Genomic DNA, 21,456 nt, shown 5'->3' with positions numbered 1-21,456 from the left:
ACAAAACTATCCACATAGCAATTGCGTCTTTTCTATCTGTAAATCCGTTTTTATACACAATATCCACAGAGCCTATTACTACTACTAAATTATATAGGAAAGGAACATTATGAAAGTATCAGTAACCCAGGAAAATCTAAGTAAAGCGCTCGGGATCGTTAGTCGAACAGCTAGTAGTCGAACTACCCTGCCAATATTAAATAATATATTTATAAAGGCTGAGGCTGGTGAATTAACATTATCTGCCACCAACCTAGAGACAGCCACTACTCAAAAGGTTCCAGCTAGCACTAAAACCAACGGAGTAACCACAGTGCCAGCTCGGTTAATTACAGAATTTGTGTCAAACCTACCAAAAGTCAATATAGATATTGATTTAACAGACGGAAAAATGAAGATAACAGCCGGCGGATATAAATCGGTCATCAATACTACGCCAGCTGATGACTTTCCTGCCCTACCGGAACTAACGAGTAAAACTACTTTAACTATACCGTCCGAAGATCTGAAAAAAAGCTATCGCCAGCACATCATTAGTGGCCAGTTCAGATACAACGCGGCCGATTTTGACTGGTGTTTATCTACACTCACTAGAGGGTAAACTATATATGGCGGCTACTGATGGTTATCGATTGGCTGAAAAGAATATTATGTCGGTCGACACTGATATTTCCGCCATTGTGCCGGCGTCAACTTTGAACGATGTCTCGAGAGTTATTGGCGATGATGTGAAGGAAGTAGTGATTGGTGTGGGTGAGGATCAGATCGAGTTTATTGTTGGACAAACTATCATTAATTCTCGTCTCATAGATGGTAACTTTATTAATTACCGACAACTCATCCCAACTAGCACAGAAACGGAGGCCATACTGGATCGAGCGGAGTTGTTACGTATTACTAAAATATCAGAGTTGTTTGCGCGCGAGAGTGCTGGATCGATTACCTTAAATATTAGCTCAACTAAATCCACTCTCAGTGTTCACTCGATTGCTTCGGAGTTGGGTGAAAATGATGCGGAAACAGAGGCGGAAACCAAAGGTGACGGTACGATTACTCTAAACTCGAAATACCTGCTCGACGCCCTAAATCAGATTGATGATGACGTGGTGAAAATACAATTTAATGGTAAACTGGCGCCGATTTTGATTACGGCCGATAAAAACGTGGACTATAAACATATCATTATGCCGGTCAAGTCGTAGTACAATATAGTTATGGCAATTGAACGTTTAGTTGAACCTACCCTACCGCAGGCTAACAGCGAAGAATCGCAAGCTGAGGTGACACTGCGACCCCAGAGTTTTTCGGAGTATGTTGGTCAAGAGCGTTTAAAGAGGAATCTAAAACTAGCGATTGAGGCCGCTAAAAAGCGCGGCGAGCCGATTGACCATGTGCTACTATATGGTCCGCCGGGACTCGGTAAAACGACGATGGCGGGTGTGATTGCTAATGAAATGGGCGTTGGCTTGCGTGTAACGGCTGGTCCAGCCATCGAGCGAGCCGGTGATTTAGCTTCGATTCTGACTAACCTCCAGGATGGCGACATTCTATTTATTGACGAGATCCATCGCCTCAGTCGGACGGTCGAAGAGATTTTATATTCAGCGATGGAGGATTTCAAGCTCGATATCGTGATTGGTAAAGGTCCAGCAGCTCGTTCGGTGCGGCTCGATCTACCTAAATTTACCGTCATTGGCGCAACGACGAGAACTGGATCGCTAGCAGCCCCACTCCGTGATCGTTTCGGCCATATGTATCGACTAGAATTTTACGAACCGCGCGATATTGAAAAGATTATCACACGCAGTGCACAGATTTTAGATACGAAAATTGCCCCGAACGCCGCAAAAACTTTATCAGAACGTAGCCGTCAAACGCCACGTATCGCTAATCGTCTATTAAAGCGCGTGCGTGATTACGCCGACGTCAATGGCGACGGCATCATCGATGAACCGCTCACGAAATCGGCTCTACAGATGCTAGAAATTGACGAACTAGGCCTCGATCCGGCCGATAGGCAGATGCTCGTCGCAATCAACGATAACTACGGAGATAATCCGGTCGGACTAACGACTATTGCGGCGCTCACTGGTGACGAGGCGACGACCATCGAAGATTTTTACGAGCCATATTTATTACAAATTGGGTTTATCGAGCGCACGCCGCGCGGTCGTCGGGTGACGCCAAAAGCTGTGCGTCACTTGGAAAAGAACCTCTAAAATGCTATAATTAGCATATAACTGCAAGGAGGGATTATGGCCAAGAAAGACAATAAAACGATGACTGCGAAGTCGACTGACGACGCCGGCAAGGCGGCGGCGCTGGGTTTGGCGGTTGATCAAATCACCAAACAATTCGGTGATGGATCGATTATGAAACTGGGCGATGCCTACAAAATTGAGGTTGAAACTATCCCTTCGGGTACACTCAGTCTAGATTTGGCTCTCGGCGGTGGCTATCCAAAAGGTCGCATCGTCGAAGTTTATGGCCCAGAGTCTAGCGGTAAAACTACCCTAACCCTTCATGCGATTGCCGAAGTGCAAAAACAAGGTGGCACCGCAGCCTTTATTGATGCCGAGCACGCGCTCGACCCAGCCTATGCTAAACGTCTCGGGGTTGATACCACTAATCTGCTCGTTTCGCAGCCAGACAACGGCGAACAAGCGCTCGAAATCGTCGAAACCTTGGTGCGGTCGAACGCGGTCGATTTGATCGTGCTCGACTCGGTGGCGGCGTTGGTGCCTCAGGCTGAGATTGATGGTGATATGGGCGACTCTCTGCCGGGTCTCCAGGCCCGCCTGATGAGTCAGGCCCTCCGCAAACTAACTGGTATTATCAATAAATCAAAAGCTACCGTAGTGTTTATCAACCAGATTCGCATGAAGATTGGGGTGATGTTTGGTAACCCAGAAACCACCACTGGTGGTAATGCTTTGAAATTCTATGCGAGCCAACGTGTGGATATTCGTCGTATTGGCCAATTAAAGGCCGGCGAGGATATTATCGGTAACCGCGTGCGGGTCAAGGTGGTCAAAAACAAGATTGCCCCACCCTTCCGTCAGGCTGAGTTCGATATTATGTATAACGAAGGTATTTCGACGACTGGCGACGTGCTAGATTTGGCGGCGGCCAACGATATCGTCGCGAAAGCTGGCGCGTTCTATAAATATAACGACGAAACCATCGGTCAAGGCCGCGAAGCTGCCAAACAATATTTGAAAGATAATCCAAAAGTTTTGTCCGAAATTGATAAAAAAGTTCGCGACAAGCTAAAAACTAACGAGGAATAATCTATGGCAAGGTCTGGTGATATGACGCCGGATGGAGACATAGGTAATATTAGAGACTTTAGCGCTGCGCGTCAGCGACGAAAAAATGTCGGCAAAAACGCTGTGCGTTATCACCGCGATTCCGATCAAACACGCACAACTAACGCAAAGATTATCAGACTGTTCCCTGAGGAGGAGCCCGACTTTTCCGAAGCAGAACTAATGGAATTAGAAGACGCTTTAAATGCTCTCGATGAGGTATCGGGTCATCGCTATAATGTGATTCAAAATTGGCTAATGAAACTAGGCGAAGCTCAAGGTGATCGTGTTGAACGTATTGCTACTGTTCGTATTGCTGATTTTATGAAATCTAATCCGCGAGCTAGTCTGTCGGATATTCACGAGGTTATCTTTGAGCCACCTTTTTAATATATGATGGGACAATAATGAATATTACCAAGATCTCCCCCGCTGTCAAAACCGAGGGTCGCTACAATGTGTTTGTTGATAACGAGTTTTCGTTTAGCTTAGATGAAACACAACTGGTTACATTGGGATTAAAAAAAGGTGATGCCATCGACGAGTTGCAGTTATTAGAGCTGAAAAACGAGTCTGATTTTGGCAAGAATTATATCAGGGCTGTTGACCTCATTAGTCGCCGTTTGCGGAGTGAACGCGAAATTCGCGATTACGCCCGGCGTAAACAGTGGACCGAGGATAACACCGAGCGAGTGATTGATCGGCTGTGCGAACGTGGCTATCTAAATGACGAAAGATTCGCTGAGAGTTTTGTGCGGTCGCGCGCTAATACCCGTAACTTTTCGGCCAAACGTATGAAAGTCGAGCTGCAGAAAAAAGGCGTCAAACCTGATATTATCACTAACATACTAGCCGAATCGGACGATTACGACGAAATGGCGGCGCTACGAAAAATGATTGCGAAAAAAATCAATAAATACGATGATGAGCGTAAACTGGTCGCCTATCTAGCTCGTCAAGGTTTCAAGTATGACGATATCAAATCAGCCCTCGTGGACGACGAGAACTAATCCTGGTCAATATTCTCGGGTGCTGGTTTCGGCTTTCTAAAAGGGTTTTCAAATGGAATGGTATTTTCGGTAATGTGGGCAACTTGGGCGGCAACCCCCTCTTTGGTGGTTGGTGTTTTGACGACGATTTTGTTGTTATCGACCTCAACTATTTGATTGCGAGCCACGGTCAAATGGGCGACGCTCAAACTCTTTGCGAGAGATGGTTTTAGGTAGAGCTGCTGAATCTGGAGGTTGTCTGGGTCTATGACGTAACTTTCGACTTTGCCTAGTTTTCGTTTGTTCTCGTCGACTACTAATATGCCCGGTAGTTGAAAATGATAATTGATCACCTCATTTAATCGCACCATACCTTCGGGCGACATAATATTATCAGAGCTATCAACAATCGCGCCCATATCGCCAAATTCGCGGATATCTTCGGCGAAAAGCACGGCCGGGTTAAAATCCACCATTGGACCACTCACGTAAAAAGCTACAATCTTTAGGTTATTCGGATTGATAATCGGCGAGTCAATTTTAGCGAGCGGTTGACCGGTTTGCAGGCTCATGACGGGTTGATTCAGCATCCGCTCTATCGTTATCAGCATAAGCATATTGTACCATCTCTTGTGATAAAATGGAATCTGTGATAATCCCAAACGACGAATCGATGCGCGCGTTAGGTGTGAAAATAGGCGCTGCCCTGCACGGTGGCGAAGTTTTCGAGTTAATCGGCGACGTTGGGGCTGGTAAAACTACGTTTGTGAAGGGTTTAGCGGCGGGACTCGCGATTGATGACGATGTGCAGAGTCCGAGCTTTACGATCAATCGACGCTACAAAGGCCGCGATGAGCTAATATTGAGCCACTATGACTTTTATCGATTAAATGATGCCGGAATCATGAATATGGAGGTCGCGGAAAGCTTGTCTGAACCCGGCACTATTACGGTTGTCGAGTGGGGTGAAAGCATCAAAGACGTCCTACCTAGTAGTCGAATCGTGATCACTATAAACTATCTACCAGATGAGGGTCGTACGGTTGAAATACAGTTGCCGGAATCGGCCGGTTATCTAAATGATACAATGGAATAATCGGGGTGTAGCGCAGTGGTAGCGCGCACGGCTGGGGGCCGTGAGGTCGCTGGTTCAATCCCAGTCACCCCGACCAAGAGAATTTATTGAAAATATCAAAATAATATTCTGGCGGAGAGATGGGGATTTGAACCCCAGATACGGCGTAAGCCGCATACACGCTTTCCAAGCGTGCTCCTTCAACCACTCGGACACCTCTCCTTAATTTACTACGGGAGTTCAAGCGTGCTCCTATCGCTCCGCCAAGGCTCCGCTCTTCCGCCTCCTCATCACCTTGTCAGCAAGCTGCCAGGTGATTTCGTTCGGCTACACCAACCACACTCGGACACCTCTCCGTATATCAAACAGTGTAGCAAAAAATGGAATCGGTTGCTACCTAGCTGGCTAGGCTGTAGAGATCTCGAGCCGACTCGCCCTCGGCGATGATCTCGCCGTGATAACCGATAGCTTTCTCAACAGGTGAAAAAGCACCATCGCCCCACACAAACTTCTTTACCAGGTTCATCATTTTTTTGTTGGTGCCGGATTTTTTATCGTCGGAACTAGTTTTTTCGCGCTCTTTTTTATATTCGGCGGCGGACATTTTTTCTAGGTTGGCTTTTTTCCTGGCGAGATATTCTGCCGAACGGTCATTACCGGGGGTGCTATAACAAACACCACATTTTGGATTGCAGGGATCGTAACTGGTGGTTTCACCACAGCACGGGCATTTGCCAGTGACTCTTTTGTTAAACATGGAATTGTAGGCTTGCTCGATAGACTGATTGCCATTTTCGCCCGGCGTAGTGGCGCAATAACCCGAGAAATCTGTGCCACTGGCACGCGCTTCACCACCAGCTATTGAGTTGCTAGACACAGTCTCGCCACGGCTGGATTTGTCGAGAGCGGCTGCGTAATTATAACGAGCTTCCTCGAGTTTTTTACGTAATTCTTCGCCATCGTAGGACCACTTTAGGCGCGAGATTTCCTCCATGTGGTCATAAAGTCGGTCAGGATTATCGAGAGCGATGTCGAGAGCCTTTTTATGATTCAGTCCTGCCCTGCCGTAGCTGTGATCGACGCCGGTTTGATAAAACATTTCCTCGTCATAGCCATCGATTAGGTCATCGACTAGATTTTGTTCACCGTTTAGAAAGGTGTGAAAGGTCGCCAGAATTTGTTCAGAGTCGTAATCGTCAGGGATCGCTCGGCCAATAGCCCGGGCTGAGGCGCGGAGGGCGGCTTTGTTGCCGCCGTCGAGTGAGATGTATCGACAGTCAATATAACCATCTCGATTTTCCCAGGCGCGCACCATGATAGTCGCCTTTTCGGTGTTGTAGCCGCCGATAGTAACAGCGCCGGATAGCACCACATCGGGCGTTGGTGAATAGACGATCATTTGCGCGCCGTCAGGCAAAGCGCTAGCGGCGACGATTTCCTCTGACTCGATATGGCGGCGATAAGCCTCAACTGTCCACTGCGGATTTCGCCGAGCTATCTCGAGAGCGGCGAATTCAGCCTCACGCGAGATAGTTAGCAAATCTTTGCCATCAACCGAGGAGTCGGTGTATAGTTTGCCGTCAATATTTTGAAATTGAATCGGATGATCCATTGGCGCGCGCAAACGTTCCGCGACGTCGGTCATCTCCTCGTACTCAGCGGCAGTAAACTCCCCCACTGTCTTTTGTTCTAAAACACCGTTCAATTTTTTCTCCTGCTCGGGATTATTAACCAGCTGTTTACTGGCGATTTCGACTGACCGGACTTTCCGAATTTACGGTACACCGTTGCGGCACAGCTCGTGGATTTCACACGATTCCGTCAAAATCTCTTTACCTAGCAATCATTCTAGCACACCACATCTAGCGTCTGCAAGTGTGATTTTTACAATATATGCATTAGCAGTTTTGCTCTAACAATCTTTACACACTCGATATTGTAAAAGTGTGATTTTAATTTATAATAGGGTTAGTATGACCACCACTAGCGAGAACTCTATTTTTGATACTCCGACGCACCGCGCGGATAGCAACGTTTTCTATGCGACTATGATCAGTAGCGTCTCGCCAGTAATCGACCTGCGTGGTATCGAAAAGCGTTTTGGTTATGGCGACACGCAGACGGTGGCTCTCGACGGAGTGGATTTGGTGATCGAGCGCGGCGAATTTGTCGCCATTATGGGACCGAGTGGCTGCGGTAAAACCACACTGCTAAATATTATAGGGTTGCTCGATCAACCAACGGGCGGTGAGTACAAGCTGAATAGCAAAAACGTCGCGAAACTTCCCCCTGGGCGCAAGGCCAAGATCAGAAACCGCGAAATCGGCTTTGTGTTTCAGAACTTTAATTTGATTCATAAATTAACAGAGATTGATAACGTCGCCCTGCCGCTTACGTATTCCAGGGGCTTGAACTATAAACATCAGGAAAAGGCTAGTAAAATTCTGACTGCCCTCGGCCTACACAGCCGCGAATACTATATGCCTTATCAACTGAGTGGTGGTCAGATGCAGCGCGTGGCGATCGCGCGCGCACTCGCTAACGAGCCGTCGATTATCTTGGCCGATGAGCCGACCGGCAATTTGGATAGCAAAAATTCGGAAATTATCATGGACGAGCTGACCAGGATTCACCGCGAAGGCAACACGATCTTGATGGTGACGCATAACCCGGAGCTACTATCGTATGCTGGGCGGGTGATTCATATGAAGGATGGGCAGATTGATCGCGACATTGAACTGGTCGATAACAAGGCCTACGCAACGGCTTCGAAATTCAAATCTCGCCGCAAAGAATCGCGCAAGCGAACCTGGATCAGGAGGCGCAAATGACGCTCTTTGTCGGTTTCACGCTAGCTAACCGTAGTCTGCGCGCCCACCGCGCTAGGACAACCCTGACCATTTTAGGCGTGGTGATTGGTGTATTTATCGTGTCTATCGTGCTAATTACGAGTGCGGGGTTGCATCGCAGTATTGACGATCAAACTAATAAATTACATTCAGATCTGGTCGTGGTACGTTCGGCCAGTGATAGCGCCACCGGCATGGAAGCTTTTTCGCCGCTCAGAGTAGCTAATGCCACCACACTAACCACTCTAGATCTAGAAAAGGTCACTAAATTAGCTGGCGATAATAACGCGGCGCCAATGATGTTTCTGGCTGGATCGGTTGGTAGTGGTCAGGAAAAATATGATACGATCACGACAGTAGCTACCAACGAGAGTCTGCCTGGAATTTTAGAATTAAAACTACAATCTGGGAATTGGTTCTCTAACAAGGAGGCCGAGCGGGATTGGGTGGTGCTTGGCAGTAAACTGGCCTCTGGTCTGCTCGATACCAACCAAGCCATGGGTCAACATGTGACGATCAAGGGTGAAACCTTTACGGTTATCGGTGTGCTAGACAGCACGAGCCAGCCGATCTCCCTCGCCGGTGTCGATGTTGACAAGGCTGCCTTTATCTCGATGGATAACGGCATAGAGTTTACCGGCGGTACTAAACAGATCGGTCAGATCGTCGTCAAGGCTAAATCAGGTAAAGCTGAAAGTATGGAGCGATCAATCACGGCGGCACTAAAGGTCACTCATAGTGACGATAGCGAGTTCGCAGTGCGCCGATCGAGCGAGGTGGCTGATTCAATGGCGGGCTGGCTCGAGACGATCACGACAGTGGCATTAATTTTCGCGAGCATCTCCCTCCTCGTTGGTGGGATCGGCATTATGAACATCATGCTAGTCAGTGTGGCGGAGCGTACTCGTGAGATCGGTATCCGAAAAGCGGTCGGCGCTACCAAACGACAGATTCTAGAGCAGTTCCTACTCGAGGCGCTGATCATGACATTCGCTGGCGGTATCGTCGGTTTGTCGCTTGCCTATGGGGCTAGCTATCTCATTAACCTGCAATTTTCGCTGCCTATGGTGTTTTCGTGGTGGATTTTCGCTATCGGGCTCGGCGTACCGATGGCGGTGGGCTTGCTATTTGGCCTGTGGCCAGCCGTGCGGGCGGCTAATCAAGATCCAATCGTCGCCTTGCGCCAGTACCACTAGATTTAGTATTTAAAATTCCCCCGGGTCCTACCCCTTCACCCGAAGCGAGAGTTTTGAGATATAATAGATTTACATGAAAAACCAACGATTAGTTGCGGTGCACTCCCCTAGTTCGACGGTGTCGAAACGATACAATCATAGCGTTCGACCAGAATTGCTAGCAATCAGCACCGATTTGCAGGAAATTGTCTTGAGTGACGTCCCCTATTTTGCGGCACGGGACAAAGTTATCGAGGAGCTGCGAGACGGCGATATCGTGATAGCGGCCGGTGGCGATGGGCTGGTTAACGTGACGCTGGATGCGGTTTTGACATCGGGGCGCGAAGTCACGTGCGCAGTGATGCCACTCGGTAATTTTAATGATTTTGGTCGAGCAGTCAATGGTCGAACCTATGATATAGCCAAAATATTGGATAGTCAGATCGTGGATTTTCACCCGCTCGATCTGATCGTGAATGGCCGACATGAACTATACGGTATGCAGTACATCACGTTTGGGGCCAGCGCTGAGTTAACAGATTGGCTAAATGCTCCAGAAACCCGTCAATTGCGCCGTAAGCTGCGTGGCAATAGCGCTCTGTTCGGGGTGGTTTGTGTTTTGAATTATAACAAGATATTCGGCAGCCTCGGCGATATACGATCAATTATACCGAGCTTTGAGCGGAATGGAAAAACCCATAATGAAAATGACATTGGCTTCATGCTTGGCGGTATCGGTGGCTATTTTTATCCTAAACCAGGCAATTTACACCTATTTGACCAGCAATTTTGGTTTCATTATGCAAATCTAACCGGAAAAGCCGGACGCGACGTACCATATCTCACTAGTTGGTTTGGACGTCGCATACCGGGTGAGATGAGTGATCATGAAAAACTTTTATTCAGAGAGCCGATCGATCTAGTTACTCAAGTCGCCGGAGACAAACTACTATTCGAAAATGTGCGGGAAATTGCTTGTCTACGTAGCAAAAAACCGCTACGGCTATATATGCCAAACGCCAATAGTTTACTGCGTTAACCGAGTTCTTTTTTGAGCTCCTCGACGAGGGCAACCGGGGTTGGATTCACGCCATTTAGAATACCTAGGTAGATCGATACGAAATCGGCTAGGATAAAGCCGTAAATCATTTGTGCCAGGATAGAGTCGCCCTTGAGCTGAACCTCGCTAGCAGCTGGTCGCTTGCCGCTCAGTAGCTGGTTGGTTAACTCAAACCGACGTTCAATGCGTGGATGATCGAACGATGATCGCAGGTCGATAACAGCGAACGGTTTTTCGACCGGGTGGCTAGACCAACCGATGAATTCGTTATGGCTGAACTCTGGTAGCTCGTTCCACCAGGCGGTATTTTTGGCGTTTTCGTTAAAGCTGATCTTCCATTTAAAGGCTACTGGCGCAAACAGCGATGAGGCGTAGATGATCGGAGTTTTTCCGACGCATTTCAGGGCCAGTTGTTTGGCTGGATTTTCGACAGTTTCAACTGAGGCAACAGACTGACCGACGACATTTGCTACAATTTCACCGAGACCGTCAATTTCATCACATAAATATTTGGCTACACCATAGTGCTCGAGGAATCTAGAAATAGCTTTGAGCTGAGCGATGGCACTGTAACGTGGCTGAGGGACTTTGATCAATTGAATAAACGGCAGGTTGTGTTCGCGGGCGATATCAATCAATTTGCCGCCGCTTGCCATGACGACGACGGTAGCGCCGCGCTCCTCGGCAAACTCCAAACAAGAGATAGTTTCCTCGGTGTTGCCGCTAAAACTGCTGGCAATTACCAACGTATTTTCATCCACCCAGTGCGGCAATGTATAGCCGCTCACCACTGAAAAAGGAATTTCTAGATTGAGCCAATTAACAGCCAGTTTACCAGGCTGAGCACTACCGCCCATACCGGCGAGGACGATTTTGAGTGGACTAAATTCACCACTGTCGGGCTGCTCCAATTTTGCGTCCCATGCTAGTTGCGCTGCTGAATCGGCAATAGTGTCTAGGGCGCCCTGCGGGTCTCTTTCTGCTATTACATTCAAATCGTCCAAAATTTCCATCATTCCTCCTTTACACCATAAAAATGCTTGTGATATAATTATATCAGATTACAGAAAGGGTGGAAAATGGATGACAATAGTAAAAGTAGCGTAGATGACGACGAACTAAATCAGATGATTGCTAATCTAAAGAGCAAGCAACCTGAGGCGCCAGCGCCGCCTATGCCGCAGGCTCCAGCGGGTCCTGCCCCTGTGGCTCCTCCTGTTTCGAACGATGACGCCGTAGCCGTTGTGCAGCCTGCCGACACGGCGAGTCCGGTTCCGGTGGAAGCTGTGGCTCCCCCAGTACCTGCATCTATGCCAAACCCAATACCACCTGCCACCCCAGAGTCGATCGCCCAACCAACCCCTCCGTCTCCAGTGGGCCCAAACCTCGATACTATCAAACAAGACGCCATTGCTGAGCTGCGGCCTTTAGTTGATAAGTTGAATCTATCGCCAGAAGACAGGTTTAATACTATTTTGCTGATCATTCGTTCGACTGATGACGCATCGTTATTACCGGCTGTTCATGCAGCTGCCAAACAAATTCCTGACGATGGTCGCCGAGCTCAAGCGTTGCTCGACGTCATCAAAGAGATCGATTTCTTTAAACAGTAAACGTTTTTAGATTTCGTAATCAGTAGGTATAGTTTGTGCTGCCACGATGATGTCAATCTTGCTGCGCATGGCAGTTCGCAGACTAGACAACTCTCCTAGGAGTTGTGCTCTAGCTATATCGATTTGAAAATCGTTTGTAGTAGGCATAGGCATTCCGTTTGGCAAGACAATAGATTTTGCCTGTCCGGAGTCCAGAATAGCTAGCTGTTCGTTTGTGAATGTTATATCATCCAGGTTCCTATAAATAGAAAGTATTTCGTCGCCAGCGTTCGCTAGTGCGCGTATTGCCTTGGCTGAACTGTCGTCGTAGCTCGCTTCTCCTAGTATGGTGCAGAGGATATTTATGCCATCTGCCCATCCTTCGTCGTGACCCTCTGTGTGAGCTTCGTTAACTCTTTTGCTGGTTTCGTCATGTAGGTCAGAGATCGTGCGATTCAAATCTTTGATCTGTTTATTCTTTCCCCTGACGATTGATTCTGTAGCTTTAATGTTGTCTTTAGCGCCAGATAAACTCGATTGTAGAAAGTCTACGCGTCGCTGCGCTGCTGCGTGGGCGGCCGTTTCGCCAGCGAGTTTCTGGCGCAGCTTATCAAGCTCGGCCTGCATTTCGGCTTCGCGCGGCGAATGCTGTAGATCATAGACTTGTTCGCGAAGTGCGGTGTTTTCAGCTGTTAGCCGATCATTTTCATCTGATAGCGGGCCGATCATTTCGTCGGCTGCGGCGTGATAGGCGGTCTCTGCTGCTAGTTCTTCGGCGGCGGTAGCTAATTTACCCACCAGGCTCGTGAGCAATAGTCCGCGTGGATCAATTTTGGTATCCGGATCGTCGAGTGATACTTCGCTCGTTGGTAGCTTGATACCGACAATAGCAAACTTGTCATCATAAACTGGTTCAAGCTTGCCTGCGCCGACCATTGCTAAAATTACTGCTTTGGCACGATTGAAATGGCCATTATGGTCCCATTTGTCATTGCCGTGGCTGCCGAATATCGCCTGGGTAACGATTCTGTTGAATCTCTGGGCGCCACCCACCGAGTTCCTGACATCAGACATCCCGGTCTCTGAGTCGATCAAACCCATCACCGCGTCGTATTCACGATTAGTAACCCCTTCTACGCCAGAGGCAGTTTCTAGGGGCTCAGTTGGTGCTAGATTGGGAATATCGGTCACTATCTCTTTATTATAGAACATATACATAAAAAAGTCAATATAAAGTCAATATGGATACACCGGTTCACGCCCTTGGCACTAAAAAGCCCCCTATGGCAGGAGGCTTTTTGTTGGTTAGTCCTGAAACGACTACATCATGCCCATACTACCCATATCAGGGGCGGCTGGGGCTTTTGGCTCAGGGATTTCAACGACTAGGGCACCCATGGTCATCGCGGTTGAGGCGATGGATACGGCATTCTGGATGGCTTCGCGGGTAACGCGAGCTGGATCGACCACGCCGGCGCTCTTTAGGTCAACGAGGCCTTTATCGGGGTGATTGACATCAACACCCTGACCGGCTTTGGCGTTCTGCACCTGGGCTAGCAAGGCTTCGGCGTTGAGGCCCGCGTTGCTCATGAGCTGTTTGAACGGTGCCATCAGTGCACTGCGTAGAATTTCGGCGCCAGCTTCAGTACCTTTGATACTAGCAGCGAGAGTAACCGGCGTGATGCCGCCGCCGGGTACAATACCATCGAGCAAGGCGGCCTTGACGGCGGCGACAGCGTCATCGACACGGTATTTCTTTTCCTCGATTTCGGTTTCGGTGGCGCCACCAACTTTGATGACGGCGACTTTACCGCCGAGCGAAGCGGCGCGTTTGTCGAGCTGTTCGCGGTCGTAGTCAGACGGAGCGACTTTGGCCTGAGCTCTGATCTGAGCGACACGTTCAGCGATAGCCTTTTTATCGCCAGCGCCCTCGATAATAGTGGTCGAATCTTTGCCAACAATGACTTTGCGGGCGGTACCGACGACCTCGAGGCCGACATTTTCAAAGCTCAAACCTTGATCGTCGGTGATAACCGTTGCACCAGTCAGGGCGGCGATATCAGCGAGAACGTCTTTGCGGCGATCCCCAAAACTCGGGGCTTTAACGGCGACGGTGTTAAAGACGCCCTTTAATCGGTTCAAGATCAGTACGCCGAGCGCCTCGCCCTCGACCTCGTCAGCGATCAGGACGACATCTTTTTTACCAGCAGCCGCTAATTTCTCGAGAATTGGTAGAAATTCCTGGACGGAACTGACTTTTTTGTCGGTGATGACGATGGCTGGTTTGTTGTAGACAGCCTCCATACGAGTGGTATCGGTCGCCATGTAGGCGCTGACGTAGCCGCGATCAAAGGTAAAGCCTTCGACGACCTCGGCCTCCATGGCCAGACCCTGGCCTTCTTCGACGCTGACGACACCTTCGCTACCGATTTTAGCGATGACTTCGGCGATCAGTGTGCCGATTTCGCTATCACCAGCACTAATGGTGGCGACTTCGGCGACACGATCTTTTTTGTCGGTAATTGGCTCAGCGAGTTTGTTTAGTTCAGATAGAACCTCGGCGCCAGCCTTCTCTACCCCGCGACGTAGTTCCATTGGATTGTGGCCAGCGGCGATCAGGCGATTGGCGTTAGCTAGGATTTCATAAGTCAACACCGTGACGGTCGTCGTGCCGTCGCCAGCGGCTTTGTTCATTTTCTTGGCGGCTTGTTTAATCAGCTCGGCACCGACTTTTTCACCCAGAGTCTCCTCGGTCTCTGGCAGATCAACTGCCTCAGCGACGGTGACGCCGTCGTGGGTGACGCTTGGCCCGCCGTAGGTTTTACCGATCACCACGTTGCGACCTTTTGGTCCCATGGTGACTTTGACTGCATCAGCTAATTTTTTTGCGCCAGCGAGAATCTTTTCGCGGGCCTCATCATCGTAGAAAATTTTCTTTGCCATTTCATTCCTCCTTTTACTTGATAATGTTCTCGTTCAATTTGTCAGGATTCCATTCCCGAGTCTTGTTAATCGCTAGTTTTTCGAGAATTGCAGCCTCGATGTCGATGTTTAGGACTCCCGCCAGATGCAAGATACGCTGAACTGCGTCACCTAGCTCGTCAGCAAAACTGTCCTTGCCGCCAGTCATGTGGTTGTGGCGATACGCTTCGTAGGCTTCTGAAATCTCGCTGTGAATCAGGGCGATTTTCTCTGGCACACTGATCTCCTCGGGTGTGACGCCAAAGCCCTTTTCTGCAGCCTGCTGCATTACTAGGTCTTGGAGTTGTTCGATCGTGAGATTCTTGGTCATGGTATCCTTAGGCGACTACTGCCAAGACGTCTTCTTCTTTGACGATCATGTATTCGACGCCGTTGATTTTGGCCTCGGTAGTCGAATAGCCACCGATAATGATACGGTCGCCGACCTTGACTTCGCGGGCGTCTTTGCCGACCGCGACGACTTTTGCGACCTGAGATTTTTCCTTGGCGCTCTCTGGTAGATACAATCCAGTAGCGGTTTTTGTAGCTGTTTCCTCGCGAGTTGCGACGATGCGTTCACCGAGTGGCGATAGCGGAACTTTTGTCATATATCCTCCATTTATTACTAATTTACCTCATATCTGATTCGCCGTATGGGGCGATGTGTCTCTATTGTAACGTAAAAAGTTGGCACTTGCAAGCCGAGAGTGCTAATGTATCACGATCGAAGCATGAGCGCTAGATCTAGTGCTGTAAAGTTTATTAGCTACTGTCTATAGAGCGTATTGACACAACTAATTTTATGTTATAGAATCTTTCAATCCTCGAAAGAGGTGTTCACGGCACTAATCCGAGCGCCGCGAACCAAACGAAAGGAGCAGCAATGGTTGCTGCCCTCTCGAAGGAAAACCAGATCGAAGCCTGCTGGCAGGAGCTGGTGCGTGAGCGCTTGCTCCTGGAATGCGACAGCGCCGCCAGCAAGCCGGCATCGCCTCGTGGCCGCGCGCGTCAGGCTAGTCGTGGCAAGCGCCGCGGTCGGCGGCCGTCTCATGTGACGGCGCCGCGCCTGCTGGTGCGGAACCGGGCTGAGTGGAATCGCCGGCGCGAGGAGGTTCTCCTGGTGGAGGAGCTCCAGGAGGTGGTCGCTCCGCCCGCCCCCGCCCTGCCTTGGGAAGGCCGCGAGGCTGAGTTGGCAATGGCGCGGCACCCCGCCTATGCGGGGTCGTGGTGGGCAACTTGTCTCCGCCGCGAGGCGGAGATAGAGGCGGCCTGTGCCGAAGCGCTGCTCTGCGCCGCGCGCAAGGAGCGGTCTGGCCGCGAGGCTGAGCTGCTCGCAGCCATCGCTGGCTGATCGGCGGCTCGATCTGTCCGACTAGGCTTGCATCAGCCTGAATATACTGGAATTCACCAGTAATCATTCAAACGAACCGCCGACCCGGCGATAAAGAGGGTATGCCGACCGATTATCGAGACCCCGTCTCGAAAAAAGTCGATGCCAATCGTGAATGAGATGCATCCAGTCACGATTGAAGGAGCTCCGAGCTCCTACCGGTTATTTGTCGCTAGAGCAGTAATGCTCGCCCAATATAACTTGGTAGGGGTCGGAGCTCGATCCCTAGGAACTTATTTTTTTATTTAGATACGCCGAGGATGCCGCGCAGGGCGAACAGCGTGTCTTGCCATTTTTTAACAGCGATAGTATCGATGCCCATTTGCACCACCGGATAATCATTGCCGCCAGGTTGCACCATATCGCCAAAGTACAAAATGTCTTCTTTGGTGACGTTGAGTTGCTCCATTAGTCCAGTCATGCCGAATACTTTGTTGGTGCCAGGTCGGCAAACATTGATCGTCGTTGTGCCACCGATTTCGAATTCAAACTGTGGTGCCAGTTTCTGTGCGATGGCGACGATCTTTTTTCGTTTTTCCATATCAGGATCCCAGGCGTATTTATCCTCGGGAGTGGCGGCTTGGCCGAGCGCCGAAAAAGCCACCAGACTAATACGGTTCTCGATGATTTCGCCAGCTGGATTGTCGTGCCAGTTACCGGTTTGTTTGCTAGCGGTTTCGAGTGCGGCGGTCATCTGGGCGACTTCTTCGTCGGTCAATGGATGTGAATAGACTAATTCCCAGTCATTTTTATCGATATCAAAGCGATAATATTGGGTGCCCTGGGCAACCATCAAATGGAAATTTGCTAGGCGTTCTGGCGTACCGGCCTGCCCCATTGGTTCGACCAGTTGGCGTAGGAATTGATCAAATTTTTGCCCGGAAATGGCGCAGACTTGGAAATAATCCATACATTCGGCCAGCGTTTCAGCCATCTCGGTCGTCATTGGCGTCTTTGCCACGTTCAGGGTTTCATCGATATCAAATGCCAATACTTTTTTCATTATCATCCTCCTCGTTAATGCCTACATTTTATCATATATGCTAGAATGTTCTCCGATATGATAAACCAACGAGTGATTGTTTCTGGCGCTGATTATTTTGCACTCGATGCACCAATTAACCCTTATTATGACGACAAGCCGGTCAACGTGAATGCGGCCAAATCTGATCATGCGGCGATAGTTCAGGCCTTTGAACAGGCTGGTATAGAGGTGGTCAAGGTTTTCCCGCCACAGGATTCTCAGGACGGCGTTTATGCGGCTAATTGGGCGCTGGTACGTGGTCGCAAAGCGGTAATGGCGCGATTGCCCGAGGCTCGGAAGGCTGAGGAGACCTATGCAGCCAAAGCCCTCAGAGATTTAGGCGTCGAAGTTATTACTGTACCAGAGGACTGGCATTTTTCTGGTCAAGGTGACGCCTTGCCGTGCGGTCGATTCCTGCTCGCTGGACAAGGTTACCGATCCGATCCGCGAGCCCAAGCCTTCGCGGCTAAAACCTTGGGGTATGAATTGGTGCAATTACAAACGCTGCCGCAGTTGGATGCTAATGGGCGGCCGCAGATCAATGTCGCCAGCGGTTGGCCGGACAGCTTTTTTTATGATATTGATCTCGCTATGGCGGTGATTCGCGAGGATTTGATTGCCTATTGCCCCGAGGCGTTTGACGAAGCCTCGCGCGCTAAAATAGCCAATTTACCAGTGGAAAAAATTATTGTGAGCTATGACGAGGCCGTCAAAGGCTTTGCCTGCAACCTAGTCTCAACCGGCGAGACAGTCATCATGAGCAATCACGCGCCCAAATTAAAGGATGAACTAGCGCGCCGCGGTCTCACTGTGCTAACTCCGCAGGTAGATGAGCTGGTTAGAGGTGGCGGATTTATCCGCTGCGTTTCGTTAACGCTTGACTAGTTTTTGCAGTATTTTAGTTGCAACATTATTTTCATTCCAGGGATGGGTACCGTCGGCGCGCTCGATAGTTTTTTCGTGACCTTTGCCGAGCAGCATAACGACATCGTCCTTTGACGTAGCCTGTTTGAACGCGAATTCAATAGCCTCGGCGCGGTCGTGAACCTTGAATAGGTCCTGGTCGAGTTTTTTGCCAGATCGTTCTGCCCCTTTGGCAATTTGCGCTAAAATCTCATCGCCATCAATATCTCGGTCGTCCTCCTCTGTTAGGACGACGACATCACCATATTTACCAGCGATTTCACCCTGAGTCGCCCGCTTGCTCTCGTCGCGGCGTCCGGCCGAGCCGAACATAACGATCAATTTACCTCGGGTGGAGGCTCGAAAATCGCTGAGCAATTTTTCAAAGCTGTCTGGGGTGTGAGCAAAATCGACGACGACTTCGAAAGCTTGCCCAGCATCGATGCGATTCATGCGACCCTCGACAGATTGGAGGGCTGCGATACCGCGCTCGATCTGTTCAGTTGTCAGTTCATAGACGATACCCACCGCTACTGCTGCGAGTGAGTTGTAGACATTAAAAGCACCTGGAATCGATGACCTAATGTGTAATTTATTTTGGCCGACCTTGACATAGTACTCGACCCCGGATGGTGATAATTTAATTTGTCTAGCCTGGAGGTCGCCATTGTCGATGCCGTAGGTGATCGGATGTTCGATGTCACCTGCAAATAGTTCTGCCGAAGGATCATCAGCGTTGATAATGCCGATATGCTGGCCTTTGTGGGTATGCTGGGTATTTTTGAATAATAACCTCTTTGCTGTCACGTAGTTTTTGAAAGTTTTATGGTAATCGAGATGCTCGTGAGTGACGTTCGTCATCACCGCGACGTCAATTGGGATGCCAAAGGTGCGATATTGCGCCAGAGCGTGCGACGTTACCTCGAGGACCAGATATTCAGCACCGGCGTCGCGCATCTCGGCGATGCGGCGGTTCAATGCACCAGCACTAACGGTTGTCATGTGTTCGATCTGTGGTTTCAGATCATCGTTGATACCATAGGCAACGGTCGTCATCAGACCAACCTTCTTGCCGGCCTCTTTTAATAGTGAATGGATCATAAAACTAGTGGTCGTCTTGCCATTGGTGCCGGTAACGGCGATAACTTTCATGCCAGAGGCAGGATAATCGTATTTGCTCGCGGCGCGGAAGGCTTTGGCGCGATGGTACGGCACCACTATTGTATTAAAGCCAGGGATTTTGCGAATGAGTTTCTTTGCAGTCATAACGCGCCCTATTGTATAACAAACTGGCGCGAAAATCAGTAGAGATCGCGATATTTAGTATGGCTCGCCACGGCACGGTGCAGGCGTTCGACGAATAACCACGCCTTGTAAAGCCGCGGTTTCAAGATCTGATCGTAGGCGCCAATATGTTCGGTAATAGGTGCGCCAAAGCTCAATTTAAAGGTGGCCAGACTAGCTAGTCGATGTGATGAATCATTAATTTGCCCGGTGGGTGGCGTACCACCCAGGTCGTAGTAACGGACACCTTTTTGTTGTAAATAGCGCATCGTTTCCCACTGCAGCAGGTGCGAGAAATGGGCTTTGGCATCGCGCTTTGAGCCGCCATCTTTGTAGAGAGCCTTGTCACCAACATAACAGACGAACAACCCGGCGATAGGTTGCTTGCCATCTGGTGTCCAAGCGAAGAAGAACCTACCGTGTCCTCTATCCGTGTATTCTCGCCAGAAATTTTCATAATAAGCTCTTGATCTGATCTTTAGTCCAGCCCGAGCGGCAGTTTCGCGGTAAAGACCCCATAACAGGTCGACATTTTTTGGCGAAAATGCCCCTTCGGATATTTTTAGCTGTTCCCTACGGCCGCCGCGGATTGAGCGCCTAGCGCGCTGTCTGAAGCTATCCCATAGGGCATCTTCGTTCTGGTCTAGGTTGATAACTACGGTGTTGACGACTGAACCTTGAATGTCACGCACTTTTTTAACATCGTCGCGGATAACTTTTAATTTGCCTGCGAGAATCGGCGGCTCCATTTTGAGGGCGATGACGTCGGTCAGCTGCTGGCGATTGATGCTGCAGACCTCGCTCCACTGTTTTGGCTCGACGACACTCGGTCCGCGAGGGATATAGACGACACGACCCAATCCGGATAGTTTGCGAATCAGGGCTAGTGCATAGACGGCACCAGACTTTGTGCTATATACCCAATATTCAGGTTTCCACCCCTGTTTTTGTTTGATAGCGGCAAATGATCTTGTCTGGTATGGCTCGGCGCCATATGGATTCTGGCCTAGCAGGTTATCCCACTGTTTGATTTCGGTAGCATTGGCTAGTCTGAGCGGCTTGTTCACCTGACTATTCTATCTCAAAGTCGCTGAATATGGTATCATAATCGCACTATGGCACACCAAAATCTACGACATTTGGCGCTCATTCTCGACGGCAATCGTCGCTGGGGACGGCAGCGCGGTATCATGATGAGTGTTGATTTCTATGTCTCGAGCGGACTCCTCGGTCTCGACATAGCACGGACAGCCTTTCGGCGCGGTATCGAGGATCTGACGATCTGGATCGGTAGCTTGTCAAATCTGACCGATCGGCCGGCGCTCGAGATTAAAGCCTTGAACAAAGCTTACCAAACATTTTTCTCTGACGAGGCTAGTCTAGAATTTTTAGAGGAAAATCAGATCAAAGTAGACTGTTTTGGTCGTTGGCGCGAGTTACTAGCACCGGCGACGGTCGCTGCTATCGAAAATGCCTTGCGGCGCACGGAGAATTACAATTCTGGCAAACGCCTGACGGTTCTGATCGGTTATGACGGCAATGACGAGCGCGGCGAAGCTCTGCGGCATATTATGGAGTCAAATGCGAAACCAAATAGCGAAACGAGTCGAGATTACGCCAATTTATTGCGTCAAAACTCATGGACGGGTCATTTGCCTGATGTTGATCTGATCATTCGCACCGGCTGTGGCGACGATCCGCATAATAGTGCTGGTTTTATGTCGCTGCTGGTCGATCATTCACAGTACGCGTTTCTCGATACGTTGTGGCCAGATTTTACACCGGAAATGCTCGATCAGATCATCGACAACTTTGCCAGTCGCGAGCGACGCCTCGGCAAGTAATC

At 49.5% G+C, this 21,456-nt stretch carries 22 protein-coding genes, 2 tRNA genes and 1 pseudogene; 14 read left to right on the top strand and 11 right to left on the bottom strand.

Features of this window, described 5'->3' with window-relative positions; genetic code table 11:
• Nucleotides 1–109 precede the first annotated feature (109 nt).
• The 5 genes and pseudogenes from dnaN (at nt 110) to IPL44_01215 (ending at nt 4,318) form a co-directional block, all read left to right on the top strand.
• A pseudogene (gene dnaN, locus IPL44_01235) lies at nt 110–1,202 on the top strand (DNA polymerase III subunit beta).
• A 12-nt stretch (nt 1,203–1,214) separates the two neighbouring features.
• A complete protein-coding gene (gene ruvB, locus IPL44_01230; protein QQS17652.1) occupies nt 1,215–2,219 on the top strand; it encodes a Holliday junction branch migration DNA helicase RuvB in 1,005 nt (334 codons plus the stop codon).
• A 36-nt stretch (nt 2,220–2,255) separates the two neighbouring features.
• Nucleotides 2,256–3,290, top strand: coding sequence for a recombinase RecA (gene recA, locus IPL44_01225; GenBank protein ID QQS17651.1), 1,035 nt, complete (start codon nt 2,256–2,258; stop codon nt 3,288–3,290).
• Nucleotides 3,291–3,293: 3 nt separating this feature from the next.
• Complete coding sequence (locus IPL44_01220; GenBank protein QQS17650.1) at nt 3,294–3,698, top strand: hypothetical protein; 405 nt, start codon at nt 3,294–3,296, stop codon at nt 3,696–3,698.
• Between the two features lie 17 nt (nt 3,699–3,715).
• Nucleotides 3,716–4,318 carry a RecX family transcriptional regulator gene (locus IPL44_01215; GenBank protein QQS17649.1) on the top strand — a complete coding sequence of 201 codons (603 nt, stop codon included), beginning with the start codon at nt 3,716–3,718 and terminating at the stop codon, nt 4,316–4,318.
• Here the strand turns inward: IPL44_01215 and IPL44_01210 are convergent.
• Nucleotides 4,315–4,908 carry a hypothetical protein gene (locus tag IPL44_01210; protein ID QQS17648.1) on the bottom strand — a complete coding sequence of 198 codons (594 nt, stop codon included), beginning with the start codon at nt 4,906–4,908 and terminating at the stop codon, nt 4,315–4,317. The two genes, IPL44_01215 and IPL44_01210, sit on opposite strands and share 4 nt — an antisense overlap.
• Nucleotides 4,909–4,937: 29 nt before the next feature.
• On the opposite strand from IPL44_01210, the gene tsaE reads away from it, so the two are divergent.
• Both tsaE and IPL44_01200 read left to right on the top strand, forming a co-directional pair.
• A complete protein-coding gene (gene tsaE, locus IPL44_01205; protein QQS17647.1) occupies nt 4,938–5,393 on the top strand; it encodes a tRNA (adenosine(37)-N6)-threonylcarbamoyltransferase complex ATPase subunit type 1 TsaE in 456 nt (151 codons plus the stop codon).
• Nucleotide 5,394: 1 nt separating this feature from the next.
• Nucleotides 5,395–5,469: transfer RNA gene (locus tag IPL44_01200), tRNA-Pro, on the top strand.
• 33 nt (nt 5,470–5,502) lie between these two features.
• Here IPL44_01200 and IPL44_01195 read toward each other — a convergent pair.
• Nucleotides 5,503–5,594: transfer RNA gene (locus IPL44_01195), tRNA-Ser, on the bottom strand.
• A gap of 175 nt (nt 5,595–5,769) precedes the next feature.
• The gene (locus tag IPL44_01190; protein QQS17646.1) at nt 5,770–7,077 is read right to left on the bottom strand and encodes a hypothetical protein; all 1,308 of its coding nucleotides are present in this window, start codon (nt 7,075–7,077) and stop codon (nt 5,770–5,772) included.
• Between the two features lie 343 nt (nt 7,078–7,420).
• Between IPL44_01190 and IPL44_01185 the strand changes: the two genes are divergently transcribed.
• The 3 genes from IPL44_01185 to IPL44_01175 all read left to right on the top strand — a co-directional run bounded on the left by IPL44_01185 (nt 7,421) and on the right by IPL44_01175 (nt 10,435).
• On the top strand, nt 7,421–8,203 hold the full coding sequence (locus IPL44_01185; protein ID QQS17794.1) for an ABC transporter ATP-binding protein: 783 nt from the start codon (nt 7,421–7,423) through the stop codon (nt 8,201–8,203).
• Nucleotides 8,200–9,417 (top strand): ABC transporter permease, encoded by a 1,218-nt coding sequence (locus IPL44_01180; protein ID QQS17645.1) that lies wholly within the window; start codon nt 8,200–8,202, stop codon nt 9,415–9,417. Before IPL44_01185 ends, IPL44_01180 begins: the two co-directional genes overlap by 4 nt.
• A 73-nt stretch (nt 9,418–9,490) precedes the next feature.
• On the top strand, nt 9,491–10,435 hold the full coding sequence (locus tag IPL44_01175) for a hypothetical protein (GenBank protein QQS17644.1): 945 nt from the start codon (nt 9,491–9,493) through the stop codon (nt 10,433–10,435).
• Here the strand turns inward: IPL44_01175 and IPL44_01170 are convergent.
• Nucleotides 10,432–11,472: a bifunctional phosphoglucose/phosphomannose isomerase gene (locus IPL44_01170; GenBank protein ID QQS17643.1), complete on the bottom strand. Its 1,041-nt coding sequence runs from the start codon at nt 11,470–11,472 to the stop codon at nt 10,432–10,434. The genes IPL44_01175 and IPL44_01170 overlap by 4 nt on opposite strands.
• Before the next feature lie 63 nt (nt 11,473–11,535).
• On the opposite strand from IPL44_01170, the gene IPL44_01165 reads away from it, so the two are divergent.
• A complete protein-coding gene (locus IPL44_01165) occupies nt 11,536–12,069 on the top strand; it encodes a hypothetical protein (GenBank protein QQS17642.1) in 534 nt (177 codons plus the stop codon).
• Nucleotides 12,070–12,075: 6 nt separating this feature from the next.
• On the opposite strand, the gene IPL44_01160 is transcribed toward IPL44_01165, so the two are convergent.
• The 4 genes from IPL44_01160 to IPL44_01145 form a co-directional block, all read right to left on the bottom strand.
• Nucleotides 12,076–13,239 carry a hypothetical protein gene (locus IPL44_01160; GenBank protein QQS17641.1) on the bottom strand — a complete coding sequence of 388 codons (1,164 nt, stop codon included), beginning with the start codon at nt 13,237–13,239 and terminating at the stop codon, nt 12,076–12,078.
• A gap of 129 nt (nt 13,240–13,368) precedes the next feature.
• Nucleotides 13,369–14,991: a chaperonin GroEL gene (gene groL, locus IPL44_01155; protein ID QQS17640.1), complete on the bottom strand. Its 1,623-nt coding sequence runs from the start codon at nt 14,989–14,991 to the stop codon at nt 13,369–13,371.
• A 13-nt stretch (nt 14,992–15,004) separates the two neighbouring features.
• Nucleotides 15,005–15,340 (bottom strand): hypothetical protein, encoded by a 336-nt coding sequence (locus IPL44_01150; GenBank protein ID QQS17639.1) that lies wholly within the window; start codon nt 15,338–15,340, stop codon nt 15,005–15,007.
• A 7-nt stretch (nt 15,341–15,347) separates the two neighbouring features.
• Complete coding sequence (locus IPL44_01145; protein QQS17638.1) at nt 15,348–15,617, bottom strand: co-chaperone GroES; 270 nt, start codon at nt 15,615–15,617, stop codon at nt 15,348–15,350.
• A 275-nt stretch (nt 15,618–15,892) separates the two neighbouring features.
• Here IPL44_01145 and IPL44_01140 point away from each other — a divergent pair, with 275 nt between their 5' ends.
• Nucleotides 15,893–16,360, top strand: coding sequence for a hypothetical protein (locus tag IPL44_01140; GenBank protein ID QQS17637.1), 468 nt, complete (start codon nt 15,893–15,895; stop codon nt 16,358–16,360).
• Nucleotides 16,361–16,640: 280 nt separating this feature from the next.
• On the opposite strand, the gene IPL44_01135 is transcribed toward IPL44_01140, so the two are convergent.
• Entirely contained in the window at nt 16,641–17,402 is a 762-nt protein-coding gene (locus IPL44_01135) for an HAD-IIB family hydrolase (GenBank protein QQS17636.1), read from the bottom strand.
• A 57-nt stretch (nt 17,403–17,459) separates the two neighbouring features.
• On the opposite strand from IPL44_01135, the gene IPL44_01130 reads away from it, so the two are divergent.
• On the top strand, nt 17,460–18,308 hold the full coding sequence (locus IPL44_01130; protein QQS17635.1) for an amidinotransferase: 849 nt from the start codon (nt 17,460–17,462) through the stop codon (nt 18,306–18,308).
• On the opposite strand, the gene IPL44_01125 is transcribed toward IPL44_01130, so the two are convergent.
• Together IPL44_01125 and IPL44_01120 are read right to left on the bottom strand one after the other, a co-directional pair.
• Entirely contained in the window at nt 18,294–19,592 is a 1,299-nt protein-coding gene (locus IPL44_01125; GenBank protein ID QQS17634.1) for a UDP-N-acetylmuramoyl-L-alanyl-D-glutamate--2,6-diaminopimelate ligase, read from the bottom strand. The two genes, IPL44_01130 and IPL44_01125, sit on opposite strands and share 15 nt — an antisense overlap.
• Before the next feature lie 35 nt (nt 19,593–19,627).
• Complete coding sequence (locus IPL44_01120; GenBank protein QQS17633.1) at nt 19,628–20,677, bottom strand: peptidoglycan bridge formation glycyltransferase FemA/FemB family protein; 1,050 nt, start codon at nt 20,675–20,677, stop codon at nt 19,628–19,630.
• A 48-nt stretch (nt 20,678–20,725) separates the two neighbouring features.
• On the opposite strand from IPL44_01120, the gene IPL44_01115 reads away from it, so the two are divergent.
• Nucleotides 20,726–21,454 carry an undecaprenyl diphosphate synthase family protein gene (locus IPL44_01115; protein QQS17632.1) on the top strand — a complete coding sequence of 243 codons (729 nt, stop codon included), beginning with the start codon at nt 20,726–20,728 and terminating at the stop codon, nt 21,452–21,454.
• Nucleotides 21,455–21,456 lie beyond the last annotated feature (2 nt).

Source organism: Candidatus Saccharibacteria bacterium (assembly GCA_016699895.1).
Taxonomy (GTDB): Bacteria; Patescibacteriota; Saccharimonadia; order Saccharimonadales; family Saccharimonadaceae.
This window is presented reverse-complemented; position numbering and strand designations above follow the sequence as displayed.

Coding starts and splice junctions, on each gene's coding strand:
- ruvB (QQS17652.1), top strand. CDS start 1,215: ATGGCAATTGAACGTTTAGTTGAACCTACCCTACCGCAGGCTAACAGC.
- recA (QQS17651.1), top strand. CDS start 2,256: ATGGCCAAGAAAGACAATAAAACGATGACTGCGAAGTCGACTGACGAC.
- IPL44_01220 (QQS17650.1), top strand. CDS start 3,294: ATGGCAAGGTCTGGTGATATGACGCCGGATGGAGACATAGGTAATATT.
- IPL44_01215 (QQS17649.1), top strand. CDS start 3,716: ATGAATATTACCAAGATCTCCCCCGCTGTCAAAACCGAGGGTCGCTAC.
- IPL44_01210 (QQS17648.1), bottom strand. CDS start 4,908: ATGCTGATAACGATAGAGCGGATGCTGAATCAACCCGTCATGAGCCTG.
- tsaE (QQS17647.1), top strand. CDS start 4,938: ATGGAATCTGTGATAATCCCAAACGACGAATCGATGCGCGCGTTAGGT.
- IPL44_01185 (QQS17794.1), top strand. CDS start 7,421: ATGATCAGTAGCGTCTCGCCAGTAATCGACCTGCGTGGTATCGAAAAG.
- IPL44_01180 (QQS17645.1), top strand. CDS start 8,200: ATGACGCTCTTTGTCGGTTTCACGCTAGCTAACCGTAGTCTGCGCGCC.
- IPL44_01175 (QQS17644.1), top strand. CDS start 9,491: ATGAAAAACCAACGATTAGTTGCGGTGCACTCCCCTAGTTCGACGGTG.
- IPL44_01170 (QQS17643.1), bottom strand. CDS start 11,472: ATGATGGAAATTTTGGACGATTTGAATGTAATAGCAGAAAGAGACCCG.
- IPL44_01165 (QQS17642.1), top strand. CDS start 11,536: ATGGATGACAATAGTAAAAGTAGCGTAGATGACGACGAACTAAATCAG.
- groL (QQS17640.1), bottom strand. CDS start 14,991: ATGGCAAAGAAAATTTTCTACGATGATGAGGCCCGCGAAAAGATTCTC.
- IPL44_01150 (QQS17639.1), bottom strand. CDS start 15,340: ATGACCAAGAATCTCACGATCGAACAACTCCAAGACCTAGTAATGCAG.
- IPL44_01145 (QQS17638.1), bottom strand. CDS start 15,617: ATGACAAAAGTTCCGCTATCGCCACTCGGTGAACGCATCGTCGCAACT.
- IPL44_01140 (QQS17637.1), top strand. CDS start 15,893: ATGGTTGCTGCCCTCTCGAAGGAAAACCAGATCGAAGCCTGCTGGCAG.
- IPL44_01135 (QQS17636.1), bottom strand. CDS start 17,402: ATGAAAAAAGTATTGGCATTTGATATCGATGAAACCCTGAACGTGGCA.
- IPL44_01130 (QQS17635.1), top strand. CDS start 17,460: ATGATAAACCAACGAGTGATTGTTTCTGGCGCTGATTATTTTGCACTC.
- IPL44_01125 (QQS17634.1), bottom strand. CDS start 19,592: ATGACTGCAAAGAAACTCATTCGCAAAATCCCTGGCTTTAATACAATA.
- IPL44_01115 (QQS17632.1), top strand. CDS start 20,726: ATGGCACACCAAAATCTACGACATTTGGCGCTCATTCTCGACGGCAAT.